At 61.2% G+C, this 17,957-nt stretch carries 18 protein-coding genes; 10 read left to right on the forward strand and 8 right to left on the reverse strand.

Annotated elements, in window-relative coordinates; all coding sequences use genetic code 11:
- Positions 1 to 108 precede the first annotated feature (108 nt).
- The 4 genes from MLC59_RS14060 to MLC59_RS14075 all read left to right on the forward strand — a co-directional run bounded on the left by MLC59_RS14060 (position 109) and on the right by MLC59_RS14075 (position 4,191).
- Positions 109 to 891, forward strand: coding sequence for an SDR family NAD(P)-dependent oxidoreductase (locus tag MLC59_RS14060; RefSeq protein ID WP_248235261.1), 783 nt, complete (start codon positions 109 to 111; stop codon positions 889 to 891).
- Positions 892 to 1,048: 157 nt separating this feature from the next.
- Positions 1,049 to 2,233, forward strand: a complete 1,185-nt coding sequence (locus MLC59_RS14065) for an acetyl-CoA C-acetyltransferase (protein ID WP_248235263.1) — start codon at positions 1,049 to 1,051, stop codon at positions 2,231 to 2,233.
- Between the two features lie 95 nt (positions 2,234 to 2,328).
- Entirely contained in the window at positions 2,329 to 2,868 is a 540-nt protein-coding gene (locus tag MLC59_RS14070; protein ID WP_248235264.1) for a TRAP transporter small permease, read from the forward strand.
- 15 nt (positions 2,869 to 2,883) lie between these two features.
- Complete coding sequence (locus MLC59_RS14075; protein WP_248235265.1) at positions 2,884 to 4,191, forward strand: TRAP transporter large permease; 1,308 nt, start codon at positions 2,884 to 2,886, stop codon at positions 4,189 to 4,191.
- A gap of 238 nt (positions 4,192 to 4,429) precedes the next feature.
- On the opposite strand, the gene MLC59_RS14080 is transcribed toward MLC59_RS14075, so the two are convergent.
- Genes MLC59_RS14080 through MLC59_RS14105 form a run of 6 tightly spaced genes read right to left on the reverse strand, consistent with a single transcriptional unit; the run spans position 4,430 to position 9,088 of the window.
- The gene (locus MLC59_RS14080) at positions 4,430 to 5,365 is read right to left on the reverse strand and encodes an alpha/beta hydrolase (RefSeq protein WP_248235268.1); all 936 of its coding nucleotides are present in this window, start codon (positions 5,363 to 5,365) and stop codon (positions 4,430 to 4,432) included.
- Positions 5,366 to 5,389: 24 nt separating this feature from the next.
- Positions 5,390 to 5,764, reverse strand: coding sequence for a hotdog family protein (locus MLC59_RS14085; protein WP_248235269.1), 375 nt, complete (start codon positions 5,762 to 5,764; stop codon positions 5,390 to 5,392).
- The gene (locus MLC59_RS14090) at positions 5,761 to 6,156 is read right to left on the reverse strand and encodes a MaoC/PaaZ C-terminal domain-containing protein (protein WP_248235270.1); all 396 of its coding nucleotides are present in this window, start codon (positions 6,154 to 6,156) and stop codon (positions 5,761 to 5,763) included. Before MLC59_RS14090 ends, MLC59_RS14085 begins: the two co-directional genes overlap by 4 nt.
- Before the next feature lie 3 nt (positions 6,157 to 6,159).
- A complete protein-coding gene (locus MLC59_RS14095; protein WP_248235272.1) occupies positions 6,160 to 7,674 on the reverse strand; it encodes an acyl-CoA synthetase in 1,515 nt (504 codons plus the stop codon).
- A complete protein-coding gene (locus tag MLC59_RS14100; RefSeq protein ID WP_248235274.1) occupies positions 7,671 to 8,447 on the reverse strand; it encodes an enoyl-CoA hydratase/isomerase family protein in 777 nt (258 codons plus the stop codon). Before MLC59_RS14100 ends, MLC59_RS14095 begins: the two co-directional genes overlap by 4 nt.
- On the reverse strand, positions 8,444 to 9,088 hold the full coding sequence (locus tag MLC59_RS14105; RefSeq protein WP_248235275.1) for a TetR/AcrR family transcriptional regulator: 645 nt from the start codon (positions 9,086 to 9,088) through the stop codon (positions 8,444 to 8,446). Before MLC59_RS14105 ends, MLC59_RS14100 begins: the two co-directional genes overlap by 4 nt.
- A 354-nt stretch (positions 9,089 to 9,442) precedes the next feature.
- Here MLC59_RS14105 and MLC59_RS14110 point away from each other — a divergent pair, with 354 nt between their 5' ends.
- The 6 genes from MLC59_RS14110 to MLC59_RS14135 all read left to right on the forward strand — a co-directional run bounded on the left by MLC59_RS14110 (position 9,443) and on the right by MLC59_RS14135 (position 15,823).
- Entirely contained in the window at positions 9,443 to 10,648 is a 1,206-nt protein-coding gene (locus MLC59_RS14110) for a substrate-binding domain-containing protein (RefSeq protein WP_248235277.1), read from the forward strand.
- 71 nt (positions 10,649 to 10,719) lie between these two features.
- Complete coding sequence (locus tag MLC59_RS14115) at positions 10,720 to 11,508, forward strand: ABC transporter ATP-binding protein (protein WP_248235279.1); 789 nt, start codon at positions 10,720 to 10,722, stop codon at positions 11,506 to 11,508.
- A complete protein-coding gene (locus MLC59_RS14120) occupies positions 11,501 to 12,226 on the forward strand; it encodes an ABC transporter ATP-binding protein (protein ID WP_248235280.1) in 726 nt (241 codons plus the stop codon). The genes MLC59_RS14115 and MLC59_RS14120 overlap by 8 nt, the downstream gene beginning before the upstream one ends.
- Entirely contained in the window at positions 12,223 to 13,308 is a 1,086-nt protein-coding gene (locus MLC59_RS14125) for a branched-chain amino acid ABC transporter permease (protein WP_248235281.1), read from the forward strand. The genes MLC59_RS14120 and MLC59_RS14125 overlap by 4 nt, the downstream gene beginning before the upstream one ends.
- A gap of 12 nt (positions 13,309 to 13,320) precedes the next feature.
- A complete protein-coding gene (locus MLC59_RS14130; protein WP_248235283.1) occupies positions 13,321 to 14,526 on the forward strand; it encodes a branched-chain amino acid ABC transporter permease in 1,206 nt (401 codons plus the stop codon).
- Between the two features lie 271 nt (positions 14,527 to 14,797).
- Complete coding sequence (locus tag MLC59_RS14135; RefSeq protein WP_248235285.1) at positions 14,798 to 15,823, forward strand: NADP-dependent oxidoreductase; 1,026 nt, start codon at positions 14,798 to 14,800, stop codon at positions 15,821 to 15,823.
- A gap of 295 nt (positions 15,824 to 16,118) precedes the next feature.
- Here the strand turns inward: MLC59_RS14135 and MLC59_RS14140 are convergent, their stop codons facing one another.
- Together MLC59_RS14140 and MLC59_RS14145 are read right to left on the reverse strand one after the other, a co-directional pair.
- A complete protein-coding gene (locus MLC59_RS14140; RefSeq protein WP_248235287.1) occupies positions 16,119 to 16,994 on the reverse strand; it encodes a crotonase/enoyl-CoA hydratase family protein in 876 nt (291 codons plus the stop codon).
- 9 nt (positions 16,995 to 17,003) lie between these two features.
- Entirely contained in the window at positions 17,004 to 17,807 is an 804-nt protein-coding gene (locus MLC59_RS14145) for an SDR family oxidoreductase (protein WP_248235288.1), read from the reverse strand.
- Positions 17,808 to 17,957: the final 150 nt, after the last annotated feature.

The following is a 17,957-nucleotide window of genomic DNA, read 5'->3' on the forward strand; positions in this document are numbered from 1 at the left end:
GTACATAATCTGTAATCCAGGTTTGAGGCCCTGCCTCCGGGGCGAAACCAGAGTCTATTCCAACACATAGCTGAACAAACCAGATACCAGGATAAAAAAGGAAACGCTATGAAGCTCGATTCTTCTATCAGTGCGGTGGTAACCGGCGGTGCATCCGGCATTGGCGAGGCAGTGGCTCGTCGCCTGGCAGCATCCGGCGTCAAGGTGGCAATTTTTGACTTCAATGAGGAGCGTGGTGAAGCCATTGCTGCTGAACTGGGTGGCGTATTCTGCAAGGTTGATGTGACCTCCGAAGAAGCCGTTGATGCCGGCCTTGAAAAGGCCCGGGCCGCCATTGGCCAGGAGCGCATCCTGGTGAACTGTGCGGGTACCGGCAACGCCCACAAAACCGCCAGTCGGGCCAAGCAGACTGGTGAAATCAAGCACTTTCCCCTGTCTGAGTTCGAAAAGATCATTCAGATCAACCTGATCGGCAGTTTCCGCTGTGCCGCCAAGAGCGCCGCCGGGATGCTGAACCTCGATGGCATGGAAGACGGCGAGCGCGGTGTTATCGTCAATATCTCTTCCGTCGCTGCCCAGGATGGCCAGATCGGCCAGGCGGCGTATTCGGCATCCAAGGCCGGTGTGGTGGGTATGACCCTGCCCATGGCCCGTGACCTGATGAATGAAGGCGTGCGGGTCAATACCATCATGCCGGGTCTGATCAACACCCCACTGATGAATGGCCTGCCGGATAACGTGAAAGAAGCGCTGGCGGCTTCCGTGCCCTTCCCCAAGCGCCTGGGTGAGCCGGACGAGATCGCCTCCGTTGTGGAGCTGATGGTCACCAACGGTTACTTCAACGGCGAAAGCATCCGCCTGGATGGCGCCATCCGCATGGCACCCCGTTAAGACAACCAGAATCGCATTTCGTCGCTTTCGACGACGCCGGGGCAGTGTCTGAGCGCAAGAATGGCTCCCCACTCTCCGGCACAATCCGGCCCTTCATTCCGGCCGGACCATAGCTGAATCAAACGCGCCGCAGGGCGGCCAAAACGAGGATATAGACATGGCAGAAGCATACATTGTAGCCGCATCACGTACCGCCGGTGGCCGCCGGGGCGGCCGCCTCTCCGGCTGGCACTCCACAGACCTCGCCGGTCTGGTTCTGAACGACCTGGTAGACCGTGTAGACGCAGACCCCAAGCTGATTGATGACGTCATCATGGGTTGTGTCATGCAGGTTGGCGAACAGTCCACCAATATCGCCCGTAACGCCGTGCTGGCGTCCAAGCTGCCGGAATCCGTGCCCGGTACCTCTGTTGACCGTCAGTGCGGCAGCTCGCAGCAGGCCCTTCACTTTGCGGCCCAGGCCGTGATGTCCGGCAGCCAGGACGTTGTGATCGCCGCTGGTGTTGAGAGCATGACCCGCACCCCCATGGGTGCTTCCCTGACCCTGGCCCAGAAAGCCAACATGGCAGAGCATTACATGGGGCCGAACATCCGCGAGCGCTATCCGGACGTGCCCGAGTTCAGCCAGTTCATGGGCGCCGAGATGATGGCCAAGAAATACGGCTTCAGCCGGGAAGACCTGCACAAATTCTCCCTGGAAAGCCACAAGCGTGCCATTGCGGCCACCGAAGCCGGCAAGTTCAAGAATGAAATCCTGCCGGTACAGGTCAATACCCTCGAGGGAGGTCTCCAGGACGAAATGCACCTGGTGGACGAAGGTATCCGCTTTGACGCTACCCTGGAAGGCATTGCTGCCGTGAAGCCCATCCAGGAAGGTGGTTTTATCAGTGCTTCCGTCGCCAGCCAGATCTGTGATGGTGCCACTGGCGTCATGGTCGTCAGTGAGAAAGGCCTGAAGGCACTGGGTGTCGAGCCGCTGGCCCGTATCCACCACATGAGCGTGATCGGCCACGATCCGGTCATCATGCTGGAAGCCCCGGTACCGGCGACCCAGGCTGCGCTGAAAAAGACGGGTCTGAACATCAACGACATTGACCTGTTCGAGGTCAACGAGGCCTTTGCTCCTGTGCCCATGGCCTGGCTGCAGGTTACCGGTGCTGATCCGGATCGTCTGAACGTGAATGGCGGTGCTATCGCGCTGGGCCATCCGCTGGGCGCATCAGGTACCAAGCTGATGACCACCCTGGTTAACGCCCTCCATGACCGTGGCGGTCGATATGGTCTGCAGACCATGTGCGAAGGCGGCGGCATGGCCAACGTGACCATCATTGAGCGGCTCTGATGGCTGTAAGGGCGGCCTGCAACAGGCCGCCCTTACACCTTCGCTCGGCAGCCATACAATAACAATCAGCCCCTGAGGGGTGAGGAGGTTGCACTATGTATGCAATCGGTCGATTTCTGTCCAAGATAACCAACGTGATTTCTATCATCGGCGGCCTTGCCATCGCCCTGATGATGTTCCACATCACCTTCGACGTGGTGGGGCGTTACTTCTTCAACACGCCCATTCCGGGCACCATTACCATCGTTTCCTACTACTACATGTCCATCGCGGCCTTCATTCCGCTGGCATTCGCCGAGCAGAAGGACGCGCACATCTCCGTTGAGGTGATCACCGAGCATATGCCGGCGTGGCTGCGACACAACCTGGAACGCTTCGCCATGCTGTGTTCGATGACCGTGTTCGGCTTCCTGGCGGTGCGCACCTTCGGCGAGGCCCAGAAGAAGTACTCCATGGGCGCTTCTATCGTTCAGGGCAACTCGGATATTTCCATCTGGGTGACTTACTACATGCTGCCCCTCGGTGCCGGGCTGATGACCCTGGTGGTGCTGTACAAGCTGATCAACAGCTTCCTGCCCGGCGATAGCGGCCTGGACACAGAGCGCGCAAAAGCCGACGAACTCGACCTGGACTGACGAGAGACAACAACAATGAGTGACGTACAGATTGGCCTCACCGGTCTTGGCCTGATCGTTTTCCTGATTGCACTGCGCATACCCATCGGTGTCACGCTGGTTGGTGTATCGTTCGGTGGCCTGTGGTATCTGATGGGCTTCAATGTGGCCTGGGGCTCCATTGGCATTATTCCCTATCAGTTCGCCGCCAACTGGGTGCTCAGCTCGGTACCCATGTTCCTCCTTTTGGGTTTTGTCTGTTATCACACCCAGTTGACCCAGGGTATGTTCCGGGCTGCGCGCATGTGGCTGTCCGGGGTCCCCGGGGGACTGGCAATTGCTGCTATCTTCGGTTCCGCCGGCTTTGCGGCGGTGTCTGGCTCCTCGGTGGCTTGTTCGGCGGCCATGGGCCGTATTGCGGTGCCGGAGATGGTGAAGTATCGCTATAACCCGGAACTGGCTACCGGTACCGTGGCGGTGGCGGGCACCATCGGCGCGCTGATTCCGCCGTCCATCCTGATGATCCTGTATGGCATCATCGCCCAGGAGTCCATCACCGGGCTGTTCCTGGGGGGCATCTCTGCCGGTATCCTCACCGCCATCGGTTACATCACCGTGGTACTGGTGCGGGTGAAACTGAACCCGGAGCTGGCGCCGGACACCAACGAGCATATTCCGTTTTCCGACAAGCTCTGGGCGCTGAAGGATACCTGGCCGGTCATCCTGATCATGGTCGGTATCTTCGGTGGCCTGTTTGGTGGCATCTTTACCCCGACCGAGGCTGGTGCCGTGGGTGCCTTCCTGTCACTGGTGGTGGCGGCGATCAAGGGTAGCCTGACCTGGCAGCGGTTCCGGGATGCCATCCTGGAGACCTTGTTGACCACCAGTGCGCTGATCATCATCGCGGTGGGTGCCAGCCTGCTGACCCGCTTCCTGGCGCTCTCCGGAGCCGGTGACTTCCTGTCCGACTGGATTATCGGCCTGGATGCTTCCACCGTGGTTATCCTGCTGGCCATCGTGCTGGTCTACGTCATGCTGGGCATGTTCCTTGAGCCCCTTGGTGCCATGCTGCTGACGCTGCCGATCGTACTGCCGATCATCGACAACCTGGGCCTGAGCTTGCTGTGGTTCGGTGTGGTGCTGACCAAGCTGCTTGAAATCGGCATGATCACGCCGCCCATAGGCATGAACGTGTTCGTGATCAAGAGTGTGGTGGGCAAGCTGGTCACCACGGCGCAGGTGTTCCGGGGGATCTTCTGGTTCCTCATCATGGACCTGTTCGTGCTGTTCCTGCTGATGACCTTCCCGGATATCATTCTGTTCCTGCCGGGTCTGGGGAAGTAGCTTAGCCAGTCCTGCGATGTAAAACGAAGGCCAGGCCGCGGTTTCCGGTCTGGCCTTTTTTTATTCTGGTGGGGTGCAAGAGGTCCATCTCCAGAGCCTGGGCTCCGCGGTGGGGGTGTTCTTTCAGAGCAGCGACAGGGATGTCGCGGAAGCGTTGGGGTGGCAGGACGCCCCTCCGACGCGGCGGCGAAAGAACACCCCCGGCGCGGAGCTACATACGAACCCTGAGGGCCTGGTGCTACTGACCAACAAACTCACCGATCAAGTTATAAGTATCGGAACACGCCTCAGGCACAAGGTTCTCAAGGTTGAGATAGGCATGGATCATGTCGGCGTAGTCTTTCAGCTGACACTCCACACCGGCACCCTCAAGCTTGCGAGCATAGGCCACACCTTCATCGTGCAGGGGACAGTAACCGGCGGTGATGACCAGTGTGGCAGGCATGCCTTCAGGTACCGGCATGTGCAGCGGCGAGGCCGCCCTGCGGTCTTCGCCGTTGGCGAAGTAATGGTCGAAGTACCAGCGAATACGGGGTTCCTCCAGCAGGTAACCGTCACCATGCCCGGTAATGGATGGGTGGTCCATGGTGTAGTCCAGGCTCGGGTAGATAAGCACCTGGTGGGTCAGGTTGAGGTCCCTGTCGCCGGCCAGCTGGTGGCTGACGGTGGCCGCGTAGGTGGCGCCGCCGGAATCGCCGGCAAGTACCAGCTGGCGTTCGAACCGCACGCCTTCGCGTTCCAGTAACGCCCATACCTGGCGGGTAACATTCAGGCAGTCGTTGAGTCCGCCAGGGTAGGGCGTTTCCGGCGCCAGCCGGTAGTCAACCGACAGTACGACCATGTTGGTGGCCCCGGCCAGTTTCCGGGCAATGGGATCGTAGACCTCCACGCTCCCGGCCATATGACCACCACCATGAAAGAACAGCATGACCGGCCTGGCCGTATCCGGTTGTGGGTGGTAAAGCCACACCGGCACCGAACCCTCGGGTGTCTCAGCCTTGACGTCACGGACCAGGGGCAACTCTGGCCGGGTCGTGACAAAGGTCGTCGTCAGACCGGCCAGGCTGTCCCGGACCATCTGGGGGGTGGCTTCCACGCCGCGGGCTTTTTGTTCGGCGACCATGGGATTGAGCTGGTCAAGCCAGGCGCGCAGGTTGGGATGTACATCAGTCATCAGGTTGCTCCGGTGCGGGCAGACTCAGTGCTGGAACAGGACCAGCGCTTCGCCTTCACAGATCAGGCGGCCATCACGGCCGGTACAGACAGTTGTCAGGTTCACCAGCGCCTTGTCCCGCCGCAGGCGGCTGACGGTCACGCTGGCCTGCAGGGGCTCACCGGTGTCGGCGGCGGTGTGAAAGGTCATGGCCTGCTTCAGGTAGTTGGTGCCGTGGCCGGGCAGGTCTTCCCCCAGCAGGCATGAGAACAGACCGGCAATCAGTGGTTCAGGCACGCCCGGCCAGTCCTGGTCGAGCTGGCAAAGCTCGCACCATTCCCGGACATCTTCCGCGGTGAAGGTCCGGTTCAGCTTGGCGGACTCTCCTTCCTTCAGGGCATCAAAGCGCTCCAGGTTCATGATGCCTCCTTTTCGGGCAAGGTCAGTTCGCACTCGCCGGTCAGGCAGGTTTCTCCGTCTGCTCGGGTGATGGTGGTTTTCAGTACCAGGCGGTTTCCCTCAGCGCTTTGTTGCTCCACTACCAACTCCAGCGCTTCTCCGGCGTAGGCGGGGGAGGGGAACATCAGGTTCTGGCGGTTGAGCGTCGATCCCGGCCAGGTCTGGGCTAACAGGCTGCGGACAACGCTGAACAGCAACATGCCGTGGGATACCGTGCGGCCAAAGCTGGTGCGGGCGGAGAACTCCGGGTCCACATGGATCGGGTTGTGGTCACCGCTGAGCCTGGCGAACTGGTCGAAATCGTCCTGGGTCAGCATGAAATTCTGCTCACAGGGGATATTGGCATCACTCATGGTTCAGTCCTGTCTGAGTACCTGCTTGGTAACCTTGCCCAGCGCGTTGCGCGGCAGCTCATCCACCACCTGGAAATACCTGGGCACCTTGTAACCGGCCAGGCGCTCGCGGCACCAGGCATTGAGGGTGGCAGGGTCCGGTTCCTCGCTGTCGGGTCGGAGGCACAGGAAGGCCTTGCCGACCTCGCCCCACTTTTCGTCCGCAACGCCCACCACAGCCACTTCGCTGACCTCAGGGTGTTCCGCCAGGACCCGCTCTACCTCGGCGGGATAGACGTTCTCGCCGCCGGAAATGAACATGTCTTTCCAGCGGTCGACGATGTAGTAGCAGCCGTCCTCATCGCAGCGGGCAACGTCACCGCTGTGGAGCCAGCCGTCCGGTTCGATGGCATCGGCTGTTGCATCCGGACGGTTCCAGTAGCCGGGGGTGACGTTGGGCCCACGGATCAGCAGTTCGCCGGACTCTCCCTGAGCAACGTCCTTGCCGTCAGTGCCGACGATGCGCACTTCCGTGAGCAGTTGCGGGCGCCCCACCGAGCCGATCTTGTCCAGCACATCGTCCTCGTCCAGAAGGAAGACAGTGGGGCCGGTTTCGGTCATGCCCATACCGGTACGCACGCGGATACCCTGTTCGACGAACCGGCGGGCCACCGGCAAGGCCAGCGGGGCGCCACCACAGCCCCAGGAGCGGACATTGCGCAACCGGTCACCGCTGAACGCGGGGTGTTCCAGGATGGCCTGGTACACCGCCGGTACGCCGAAGAAGATAGTGGCGCGGTTCTCCAGTACGTCCATGGCCTGGTCGGGTTCGAAAGTCCTGGCCACCAGCACCGTGCCTCCGGCAAGGAACACGGCGGACGAGTACAGGTTGATGCCGGCGGTATGGAACAGGGGCAGCACATTGAGCAGCGTGTCCTGTCCCGTCAGGTCCACCGCCAGGCCAATGTTCAGGTAGTTGCTCATCATCATGCGGAAGGTCTGGATCACCCCCTTGGGGCGGCCAGTGGTTCCGGAGGTGTAGAGCAGATACCAGGGTGTGTCCGGGTCCCGGTCGGGGTGTGGTGTGAGCTCCGGGGTGGCTTCCGCAAGGTCTGTGTCATAGTGGCGGCAAGCTTCCGCCTTGCCATCAAGGTCTAACAGTACCTCGGCGTGGCCGGATGCCTTGAGTTCTTGAGCACTGTCGGTGAATTCCTCGCCGAAGATCAGCGCTTTCGGCGTACAGTCCTCCATCAACTGCTCAAGCTCGGGCTGGGCCAGGCGCCAGTTCAGGGGGACCAGCACAAGGCCGGCCTTGGCACAGCCAAAGAGCATGACAAAGAACTCTGCCCGGCTGTGGCCCAGGAAGGCAATGCGGTCGCCTTCACCCAGGCCCCAGGTGCCACGGGCGGCTGCTGCAAACCTTGCAGCCTGTTCGTTGAGCTGCCGGTAGTTATACGAGGATCCCGACGCCAGGTCTTCCAAGGCCAGGCGGTCGGGGGTCACGCGGGCCCGGTGGCCCGCCAGGTCAAACCAGTTCATGCGCTCCTCCCGAGAAATGCGGCCATACCGCGATCGGCCTCATCGGTGGTGATCTGTTCGAGGAATTCCTGTCGCTCCCGCTCCAGTGCGACGGCGGTATGTTGCGGATCGGGCCGGTTCAGCCGCAGGGTGCGGGCAATGCTTCCTTTCCTGTGACCGCTCAGGGTGGTTGCCAGGGATAGCGCCGTGGCCAGTTCTTCCCCGGCTGCGGTCCCGTATTGGGCCAGTCCCCAGTTCAGGGCATCGTCGCGGGTAATGGTGCGGTTGGTGAGCTGCACGTCCAGGGCCCGCCCCCGGCCTATCCGTTCCGGGAACAGGGCGGTCCAGCCGCCATCCGGGCTGTACCCTACGACGGTGTACCAGGGCGCGAAGCTGGCCCTGGGCCCTGCCACCACGATGTCGCTGGCGAGCACCAGCCCGATGGAGCCACCGGTGACCATGCCGTGTACTGCGGTAATAGTAGGGACTGGCAGCTCCAGCAGCTGGCAGATCACCTGGTTGAGCGTGCCTACCACGGTACTGGCGTAGGTGTGCCGTTCCGCTCTTGGCGTATCGTAGAAACCGGCCACGTCGCCACCGGTGGAGAAGGATTTGCCGGCCGCATCAATCACCAGTACATCCGGCAAATCCTGTCGGCACTGGCCGAGGGCGCGGCCCAGGTCTTCGAGCAGTTCAGGTACCAGGGCGTTGTGCCGTTCAGGGCGATTCAACGTCAGTCTGCCAATGCCGTTCTCTACCCGGTAGATAACGTGCTGGTAGCGATTCTCGCTCATCCCCTGTCTCTCCCGTTCAGTGCCAGGCCGTTATGGAACAGGTCCGAGATGGTTTCCACGATGGGGTCGAAGGCGCCGTCACCCTGCTTCGCGCGCTGGTCCCACAGGGCGTACTTCAGCCCCAGGAAATGGGACATGCCCATCAGGGCCCAGGCCCGGTGCTGGTTGTTGCCTGCGCGGATCTCGCCCTTGCGGGCGGCAGCATTAAGCATGTCGGTGTAACCCCGGGCAAAGGTCTCGTAGTACTCCTGGTAGATGGCTTCGTCCACGAACTGGGCCTCCTGCAGAACCCGGTAAAGGGAAGGGTGGTCAGCCAGGTACTGGAGGAAAGCGCGCAGGCCCTGTTCTTCCGCTTCCAGTCGGTCACCGGAGCCGATCACCTGGGCGGCCAGGTGGGCACGCAGCTTGTGCCCCAGGTCCATCACCAGCTCCCGCAGGATTTCTTCCTTGCTGGTGAAGTAGGTGTAAAAGGTGCCCTGGGCGACCCCGGCGGCCCTGGTAATGTCCGTCACGCCGGCGCGGTGATAGCCAAGGCTGCCGAAGGTATCTTCCGCGGCTACCAGTATCTTTGCCCGGGTGCGCGCACCCCGGGCCGTTTTGGGTGCGCCCGGGGGCTGCGGTGCTTGTGTTGTTGTACTCATCAGCCGGTTCCTTTCGCGTCGGTGGCAAGACCGAATCGTGTCCACCCTGGTAAAAGGGATGACTTTTCTGATGAATTATCATCACGAAACATGAATCGGTCGTCAACTAATTTAGAAAGGTGCCATAGGGCTGTCAAGGCGGATATCCTGCTTCAATGGCGGCTTTCAGGCTATTTGCTAGTTTGTTTCTATCGATTTCTGGGTGATTGATAGACAAAAACCTGTACTTTCCGCTTGATAAAACCTGAATCAGTTGTCATATTTTATCCCGAGCAATGACAAAAGGCGTGGTGTCCGACAGGTTCACCGCCCGACTAACAGCAAAGCCCGACAACAAGAACAGGGGATAGTGTTATGAAGCGCATCATGCTTGCAGCCGCCATTTCCATGGGGGCGGTTTCCGTCCAGGCCGCCGACTCCATCCGCATTGCCCACGTCACCGGTTTCACCGGCCCGCTGGCGCCCTACGCCGAGCAGCTGGATATCGGCCTGAACATGGGTTTCGAGTACGCCACCGACGGCACCATGAAGATAGAGGGGCGTCAGATCGAGATCTCCCGCAAGGATACCCAGCTGGACCCGGCCCGGGCCCGCGCGCTGGTGGAGGAAGCCTATGCCGAGGATGACGCCCACATCGTAGTGGGGCCGGTGTCTTCCGGCGTTGCCCTGGCGACCTTGCCGCTGGCCCAGGACTACGAGCGCATAATCATGCCGGAAGGCGTGGCGGATGCCATCACCGGTGCCGAGTGGAACCGCTACGTATTCCGTGTAGGCCGTAACTCGTCCCAGGACGCCGTCTCCAACGCGGTTGCCCTGGGTGAGCCCGGGGTTTGTGTGTCCACCATCGCCCAGGACTACGCCTTTGGCCGCGACGGTGTCTCCGCCTATAAGGAAGCGATGGAAGGCCAGGGCGGCAAGATTGTCCACGAGGAATACCTGCCCACGGATGCTACCGACTTCACCGCTGCGGCACAGCGCCTGTTCGACTCCCTGAAGGACCGCAGTGACTGTGACAAGGGCAAGTATATCTTTGCCATCTGGGCAGGCTCCTCCAACCCGCTGGGCCGTATCCAGGACCTGGACCCGAGCCGTTTCGGCATCAAACTGGCGACCGGGGGCAATATCCTGGCGGCCCTGGTTGGATACTCGGACTTCCCGGGCATGCAGGGTGCCGGCTTTTACTACTTCGAATCACCGGATAACGAGATCAACGACTGGTTTGTGGAGCAGCACTTTGATCGCCACAACGCAGCACCGGATTTCTTCACCGCCCAGGGCTTTGCCCAGGCCATGGCCATTACCGAGGCCATCCGCGAGGCTGGCGGCTCCACCGACACGGAGGATCTGATCGCCGCCTTTGAAGGGCTGACCTTCCAGACCCCGAAGGGTGAAATGGAGATCCGTGCCGAGGACCACCAGGCCATGCAGGACATGTATCACTTCGAGATCGAAGTGGAAGAGCGTGATGACTGGTTTGCAGGTCGCACCGTCGAAGCGGGCGTGCCCAAGCTGATCCGTATTATCGATCGCAGTGAAATGGACATCCCGGTCCGTAACTGAACGATTCCCTCCTGGAATGCCCCCGGATCCCCGGGGGCCACACAATGAAGAGCAGACAGCCGGAGTTGTTCATGTCATCCGAACAAGCGGTGCTTGAAACCCGTGATCTCACCATCAATTTTGGTGGGCACGTGGCGGTCAACCGGGTCTCCTGCCAGTTCCACAAGGGGACCCTGACCTCCATTGTCGGTCCCAATGGCGCCGGCAAGACCACCTGGTTCAACCTGATTTCCGGGCAGCTGAAGGCCACCGCAGGCCAGGTCCTCCTCAATGGCGAGGACCTGACCGGGCTGACGGCAGCACGCCGGGCCGACAAGGGCCTGGGGCGTGCATTTCAGCTGACCAACCTGTTTCCCAACCTGACGGCGCTGGAAAATGTACGCCTGGCCGTCGCCGCCCGTCACCATATCGGTCACGTGTTCTGGCAGATGGCCAGCCACCGCCGGGACCTGACGGACCGGGCCATGGACTACCTGACCCGGGTCAACCTGGCTAACCGTGCTGGCTACCTGGTATCGGGCCTGCCCCACGGTGATCAGCGCAAGCTGGAAGTGGCCCTGATGCTCGCCCTGGAGCCGGAAGTGTTCATGTTCGACGAACCAACAGCGGGTATGAGCGTCGACGAAGTGCCGGTCATTCTCGACCTGATCGCCGATATCAAGAAGCAGCAGGACAAGGTCATCCTGCTGGTAGAGCACAAGATGGACGTGGTGCGGTCGCTCTCCGATCGCATCGTTGTGCTGCATAACGGTGAGCTGGTCGCCGATGGCGAGCCGGCGGAGGTGATTGCTTCTCCCGTCGTGCAGGAAGCCTACCTCGGTGCCTCACCGGATCAGCAGCCGGAGGTGGCCCATGGCTGAACCTATCCTGAAACTGTCCGGCGTGAAGGCGGACATCGACCAGTACCATATTCTCCACGGTGTTGACCTGGTGGTGCCCAAAGGTGAGCTCACGGTTCTGCTGGGCCGCAATGGCGCCGGCAAGAGCACCACTTTGCGGACCATTATGGGTCTGACCACCCTGACCGGTGGCACCGTGACCTACCAGGGCCAGGACATCAGCCGCTGGCCAACCCCGAAAATTGCCCGGGCGGGTATCGCTTTCGTGCCGGAGAGCATGGGCATTTTCGGCCTGCTGACCGTGCGGGAGAACCTGGTTCTTGCTGCCGTCAGCGGCCCTATGGATGAGGCGCGGCTGCAATGGATATTCGACCTGTTCCCGCCCCTGAAGAAGTTCTGGGACAAGCCGGCCGGTACCCTTTCCGGCGGCCAGAAGCAGATGCTGGCCATTGCCCGGGCGGTGATCGAACCGCGGGACCTGTTGCTGGTGGACGAGCCCACCAAGGGCCTCGCACCGGCGATTATCAATGACCTGGCGGATGCGTTTGAACAGCTCAAAGAGCAGCAGGTGAGCATCCTGCTGGTGGAGCAGAATTTCAACTTCTCCCGCCGACTGGGCCAGACCGTGGCCGTGATGAACGACGGTGCTGTGGTGCATGCCGGCACCATGGCCGAGCTGGCGGAGAACGACGAGCTCCAGCAGGACCTGCTGGGCCTTGGGCTGGGAGCACACCAATGACTGAGGAGACCACTGCCATGCCGATGTCCGACACCGGGTCCGGTAGCGAGCGGGAACGCCGCAGTCCCATTGAGTGGCTGAGGGATCAGCGAGATCATCGGGCCCATCTGTTCCTGCTGGCCATTATGCTGCTGGCATCGATAGTCGTTATCGACTTTCAGACCTGGCTGGTATTGACCATCAGCGGGGTAGCCATGGGTGCCATCCTGTTTCTGATGGCGTCCGGTATGACCCTGACCTTTGGCCTGATGAGCGTGCTGAACCTGGCCCATGGGGCCTTTATCTCGCTCGGCGCCTTTGCCGGGGGCACGGTGCTGGCCTTCTGGCTGGACGGCTTTGCCAGTTCCCCATCCTTCCTCATCAACCTGGTAGCCATAATACCCGCGCTCCTGTTTGCTGCGTTTATTGCCGGCGTGGTGGGGTTGGTGTTCGAGAAGCTGGTGATCAAGCCGGTGTATGGCGATCACCTGAAGCAGATCCTCGTCACCGTTGGCGGCTCGATCATCCTGATGCAGCTGATCGAGGTGATCTGGGGGCCCAATGAGATTCCGGTAACCCGGCCGGAAGCCCTCAGTGGCGCCTTCCTGGTACCGGAGGCGCTGCCCCTGATAGGTGGCATCGTGCTGGAGAAGTACCGGCTGGTGGCCGTAGTGCTGGGGCTGGCGATCTACGCCGGCATGCTGTGGGTGATTGACCGTACCCGCATCGGCATCCTGATCCGCGCCGGCGTGGAAAGCCGGGAGATGGTGGAAGTCCAGGGCTACCGGATTCACCTGCTGTTCCTGGGTGTGTTTATTGCGGGGTCGGCGCTGGCGGGTCTCGGCGGCGTCATGTGGGGCATGTACAAGGAGCTGCTCACGCCCCATATGGGGGATGAAATGATGATCTCGGTGATCGTGGTGATCATCCTCGGCGGTCTCGGTTCCATCCGCGGCTGTTTCTATGGTGCCCTGCTGGTGGGGCTGATCAACCTCTACATCGGCTTTGTCGAGCCCCGGCTGGCGGCGGTGGCTACGGTCGGGCTGATGGTAGGGGTACTTATGTGGCGGCCCCAGGGGCTGATCCCGGTGATCAAGGTTTAGGGAGAAGCAAAGATGTTAAGTCGAATTCTGTCGGAAGACTTCCCCCGCAGCAAAACCCTTACGGCGCTGCTGTTGGTCATCGTGGTGAGCCTGGCGCTCGGGCCCTTCCTGTTTGACGGTATCCGGGCGTTTACCACGCTTGGCATGATCTGTGTGTTCATCATGGTGGTGGCAGCCTATGACCTGATGCTGGGGTACACCCACATTGTGTCCTTTGCGCACACCATGTTCTTCGGCATCGGTGCCTATGGTGTCGCCATGGCGGTAGACGGCATGGGCAATACCTTCGGGGCTGTACTGGTGGGCATTATTGGCGCCCTGGCGGTCAGCTTTGTGCTGTCTCTGCTGCTGGGGCTGTTGTCCCTGCGGGTCAAGGCCATCTTCTTTGCCCTGGTGACGCTGGCCGTGGCCTTTGCCTTCCTCAGCCTGGTCACCCAGCTATACAACATCACCGGCGGTGAGGATGGCATGCGGGTACGGGTTCCCCGTGAGCTGGGGCCAGCGTTCCGGCCCTTTGAGAATTCGTTGCCCGGTATCGATGTTCCCACCTTGCTGAAGGGATTGCTGACCCAGCCCTGGAATATCGGGCAGGTGTGGCAGGAGGCCACCTTCGAGGTGCGCTTTAACGGCCGCAACGTGATGTACTACGTGCTGGTGGCCATGGCAACCGGGGTATTCCTGTTCCTGCTGCGTCTGGTGAATTCGCCGTTTGGCCGGGTATTGCAGGCGATCCGGGAGAACGAGTTCCGTGCGGAGGCGCTGGGCTATCGTACGGTGGTGTACCGTACCGCGGTGGTGATTCTGTCCGCCCTGGTGGCAACCCTGGCGGGTGCCGGGTTTGCGCTGATCAACCGATATGTGAACCCGGAGAACACCCTGAATTTCGAGCTGATGGTGTTCATCCTGCTGATGTGCGTTATCGGGGGAATGGGTACGCTGTATGGCGCCATCGTGGGGAGCACGTTGTTCATCCTGGCCCAGAACTACCTGCAGGACCTGCTGGGCTGGGTCGGTCAGTACACCGCCGGCATTCCAGTGGTGGAAAACCTGCTGGGTAAGGACCACTGGCTACTCTGGTTTGGTGTGCTGTTTGTGCTCAGTGTGTACTTCTTCCCCGCCGGGGTGGTGGGGCAGTTGCGGATCTGGTCACTGCAGCGCCGCAACCGGAAGTCGCCGCCGCCTTCCGGGCCGGAGGCGGAACCTGTAGTGCAGACTTGAGAGAGGGGGCGATGGCGGTGCAAGGCGTCCCGGCGCTGGGGAGGTCTTTCGCCGCCGCGTTGGAGGGGCGTCCTGCCACCCCAACGCTTCCGGGGCATCCATGCCCCTGCTCTGAAAGACCTCCCCACCACCGTGACGCCCCAGAGTTTCCAGTGGCCTGGATACGCCACTGTTCAGGGAGAACGAAGTCCATATTCGTCGTAACGGACGATGTCCGGATAGTGCATAGGGCGCAAACTGTTATCACATACAAGAACAACAGGATGCTCCCATGACCGAGAAGCGTCAGAACCAGCGTTGGGTGCTGCGCAAGCGCCCGGAAGCGGACATTACCGCTGAGCACCTGGAACTGGTTACCCAGCCGGTTCCGGATCTTGAGGACGGTCAGGTCCTTATTCGTAATATCTATCTGTCACTGGATCCTACCCACCGTCTCTGGATGAGCGACCGCGAGCAATACCTGCCGCCGGTCCAGGTGGGTGACGTCATGCGTGGCGGTACCCTCGGTGTGGTGGAGGAGTCCCGATCCGATCGTTTCAAGGCCGGGGATATTGTCAAACCGGTCATCGGTGGCTGGGAGGCTTTCACTGTCGCCGATGGCAAGATGGTGCGGCCGGTGGACCGGCATCCGGGTATTCCCCTGTCGGCCTATATGTCGGTGCTGGGTTCCACCGGGATCACTGCCTATTTTGGCCTGCTGGATATCGGTAATCCCCAGCCGGGTGAGACCCTGGTGGTGTCCGCCGCTGCCGGTGCCGTGGGCTCCATTGTTGGTCAGATTGGCAAGCTGAAAGGTTGTCGGGTCGTCGGTATTGCCGGTGGTCCCGAAAAATGCCGCTGGCTGACCGACGAGCTGGGTTTTGACGGTGCCATTGATTACCGCAACGAGGATGTGCCGGCGGCGCTGGACCGGCTGTGTCCGGACGGTGTGGATATCCAGTTCGAGAATGTGGGTGGCGACATCATGGATGCCATCTACAACCGCCTGAATCTCAATGGCCGGCTATCCCTGTGCGGCATGATTTCCCGTTATAACGATGAGGGCGTAATGCCCGGTCCGAAGGACTTCGGTCGGGTGCTGATGAAGCGCCTGACGGTGAAGGGCTTTATCGTGATTGACTATCAGAAGCGGTTCCCCGAAGCCCTGGAGGCCCTGACCGAGTGGGTCAGCAAGGATCAGCTGAAGTGGAAGAACCATGTGGTCGAGGGCCTGGATAATGCCCTGGATGGTCTTTCACTGCTGTTTACCGGCGGTAACGACGGCAAGCTGATGGTCAGGGTGTCAGATGAGCCCTGAGTTCCGTGCCATGAGTCTTCTCCTGTAAAGCGAGCGAACCTCGAGCGGAGGCGATAGACAGCCACCATACTGTCACCGGAGGCCTATAGTGGGTACTCCGGTTTTTTTGCGTTCTCGCTTTGTTATCAGGATTTCCCAATCGAGATTCAGACCTGGGTGCAAGACGCTCCGGCGCCGGGGAGGTCTTTCGCCGCCGCGTCGGAGGGGCGTCCTGCCACCCCAACGCTTCCGGGGCATCCCTGCCCCTGCTCTGAAAGACCTCCCCACCACCGAAGCGCCCCATAGTCACGGTTTGTTAGCGAAACTCCGGCTCCCCCTGCCAGTCAAAAAACGCCGGCATGTCGCTGGATACCTTGTTGGGGTACTCGGCTGGCCGTTTCTCCAGGAACGACGCCACACCTTCCTTGGCATCCGCTGATGCACCACGGGCCTGGACCGCGCGGCTGTCCAGCTGGTGGGCTTCCATGGGGTGGCTGGCGCCCGCCATACGCCACAGCATCTGGCGGGTCATGGCAACGGATACCGGGGCGGTGTTGTCTGCGATTTCACGGGCGATGGCGACGGCGGCAGGGTAGAGGTCTTCCGGCGCATGGACGGACTCCACCAGGCCGCGTCTTTCCAGTTCATCGGCGCTGACCAGTCGTCCGCTCATGCACCAGTTCAGCGCGGTGGACAGTCCGACGGCCCGGGAGATAAACCAGGACGAAGCTGCCTCCGGTACTATGCCCCGGCGGGCGAAGACGAAGCCATAACGGGCCTTTTCCGAGGCCAGGCGAATGTCCATGGCCAGCGACATGGTAGCCCCTACGCCGACTGCCGCACCGTTGATGGCGCCGATCACCGGCTTCAGACTGCGGAAGATGCGCAGTGACACCATGCCGCCACCGTCCCGGGTAATGCCGTTGGCCAGCGGGTCCGGTGCGTTTCCTTTCTGTTCTTCGTAGTCGAAGGTGTCCGCGCCGCCGGAGAGGTCCGCCCCGGCGCAGAAGGCCTTGCCAGCACCGGTGACGATCACCGCACGCACGTTGTCGTCGGCATCGGTCTGGTCAAAGGCGGCAATGATCTCGTCCATCATGGTCAAGGTGAACGCGTTCATCCGGTCGGGCCGGTTGAGGGTGATGGTAGCAATGCCGTCCTCGACGTCGAGGGTAATGGTTTCAAACTGACTCATGGAAGCTCCTTATCCGGCAATCATGGCGGAACAGCCGCCGTCGATGTAGAGAACCTGGCCGGTGGTGTGTTTGCCGGCGTCGGAGGCGAACATGACGGTGGCGCCCTTGAGGGCCTCGTCGTCGCCGGTCTGGCGAAGGGGGACGTTGCGGATCAGGCCTTCATCGCCATGCTGGTCCTTCAGGCCCTTCGACATCTTGCTCGGGAAATAGCCCGGGCCGATGGCGTTGACGGTAATGCCGTGAATGCCCCATTCCGCGGCCAGCGCACGGGTGAAGGTCACCACCGCACCCTTGCTGGTGTTGTAACCGATCGCGGTCATCAGGTCGCGGTTGCCGCCAATGGCGGCGTTGGAGGCGATATTGATGACGCGGCCGTACTTGCGGGGAATCATGCTCTTCTTCGCCACTTCCCGGGTCAGCAGGAACAGGTTGCGCACGTTTAGGGTCATCACCTTGTCCCAGCCGTCCATGGGATAGTCCTCGGCGGGGGCGCCCCAGGTGGCGCCGGCGTTGTTCACCAGAACATCTATATGGCCCAGGGTCGCGATCGCCTGGTCGGCCAGGGCGACAACATCATCCTCGCTGGCCAGGTTGGCGACCACCGGGGTGACATCGTGGCCGGCAGCGCGCAATTCGTCGGCCGCTTCGTTCAGATCGGCCTCCTTGCGGGAGCTTATTACCAACTTTGCACCGGCTTCGCCCAGGGCATGGGCCATCTGCAGGCCAAGCCCGCGGGAGCCGCCGGTCACCAGTGCTGTGCGGCCATTCAGGTCGAACAGTTGTTGCACGTTACGTGTCGGGGAGTTGCTCATCGTACCAGTCCTCTTGTGGTTGTTCTGATCATGACACCCTGACGCGACCGGGCTCCCGGGGCATCGTCCGTTGCGACGAAAACACCGCTGCACCCGGATTCGTCGGTTCAGACGATGCTCCCGAAGCCCTTCGGGCCGAGGATGTAGAAA

The organism is Marinobacter bryozoorum, assembly GCF_023156245.1.
Taxonomy (GTDB): domain Bacteria; phylum Pseudomonadota; class Gammaproteobacteria; order Pseudomonadales; family Oleiphilaceae; genus Marinobacter; species Marinobacter bryozoorum.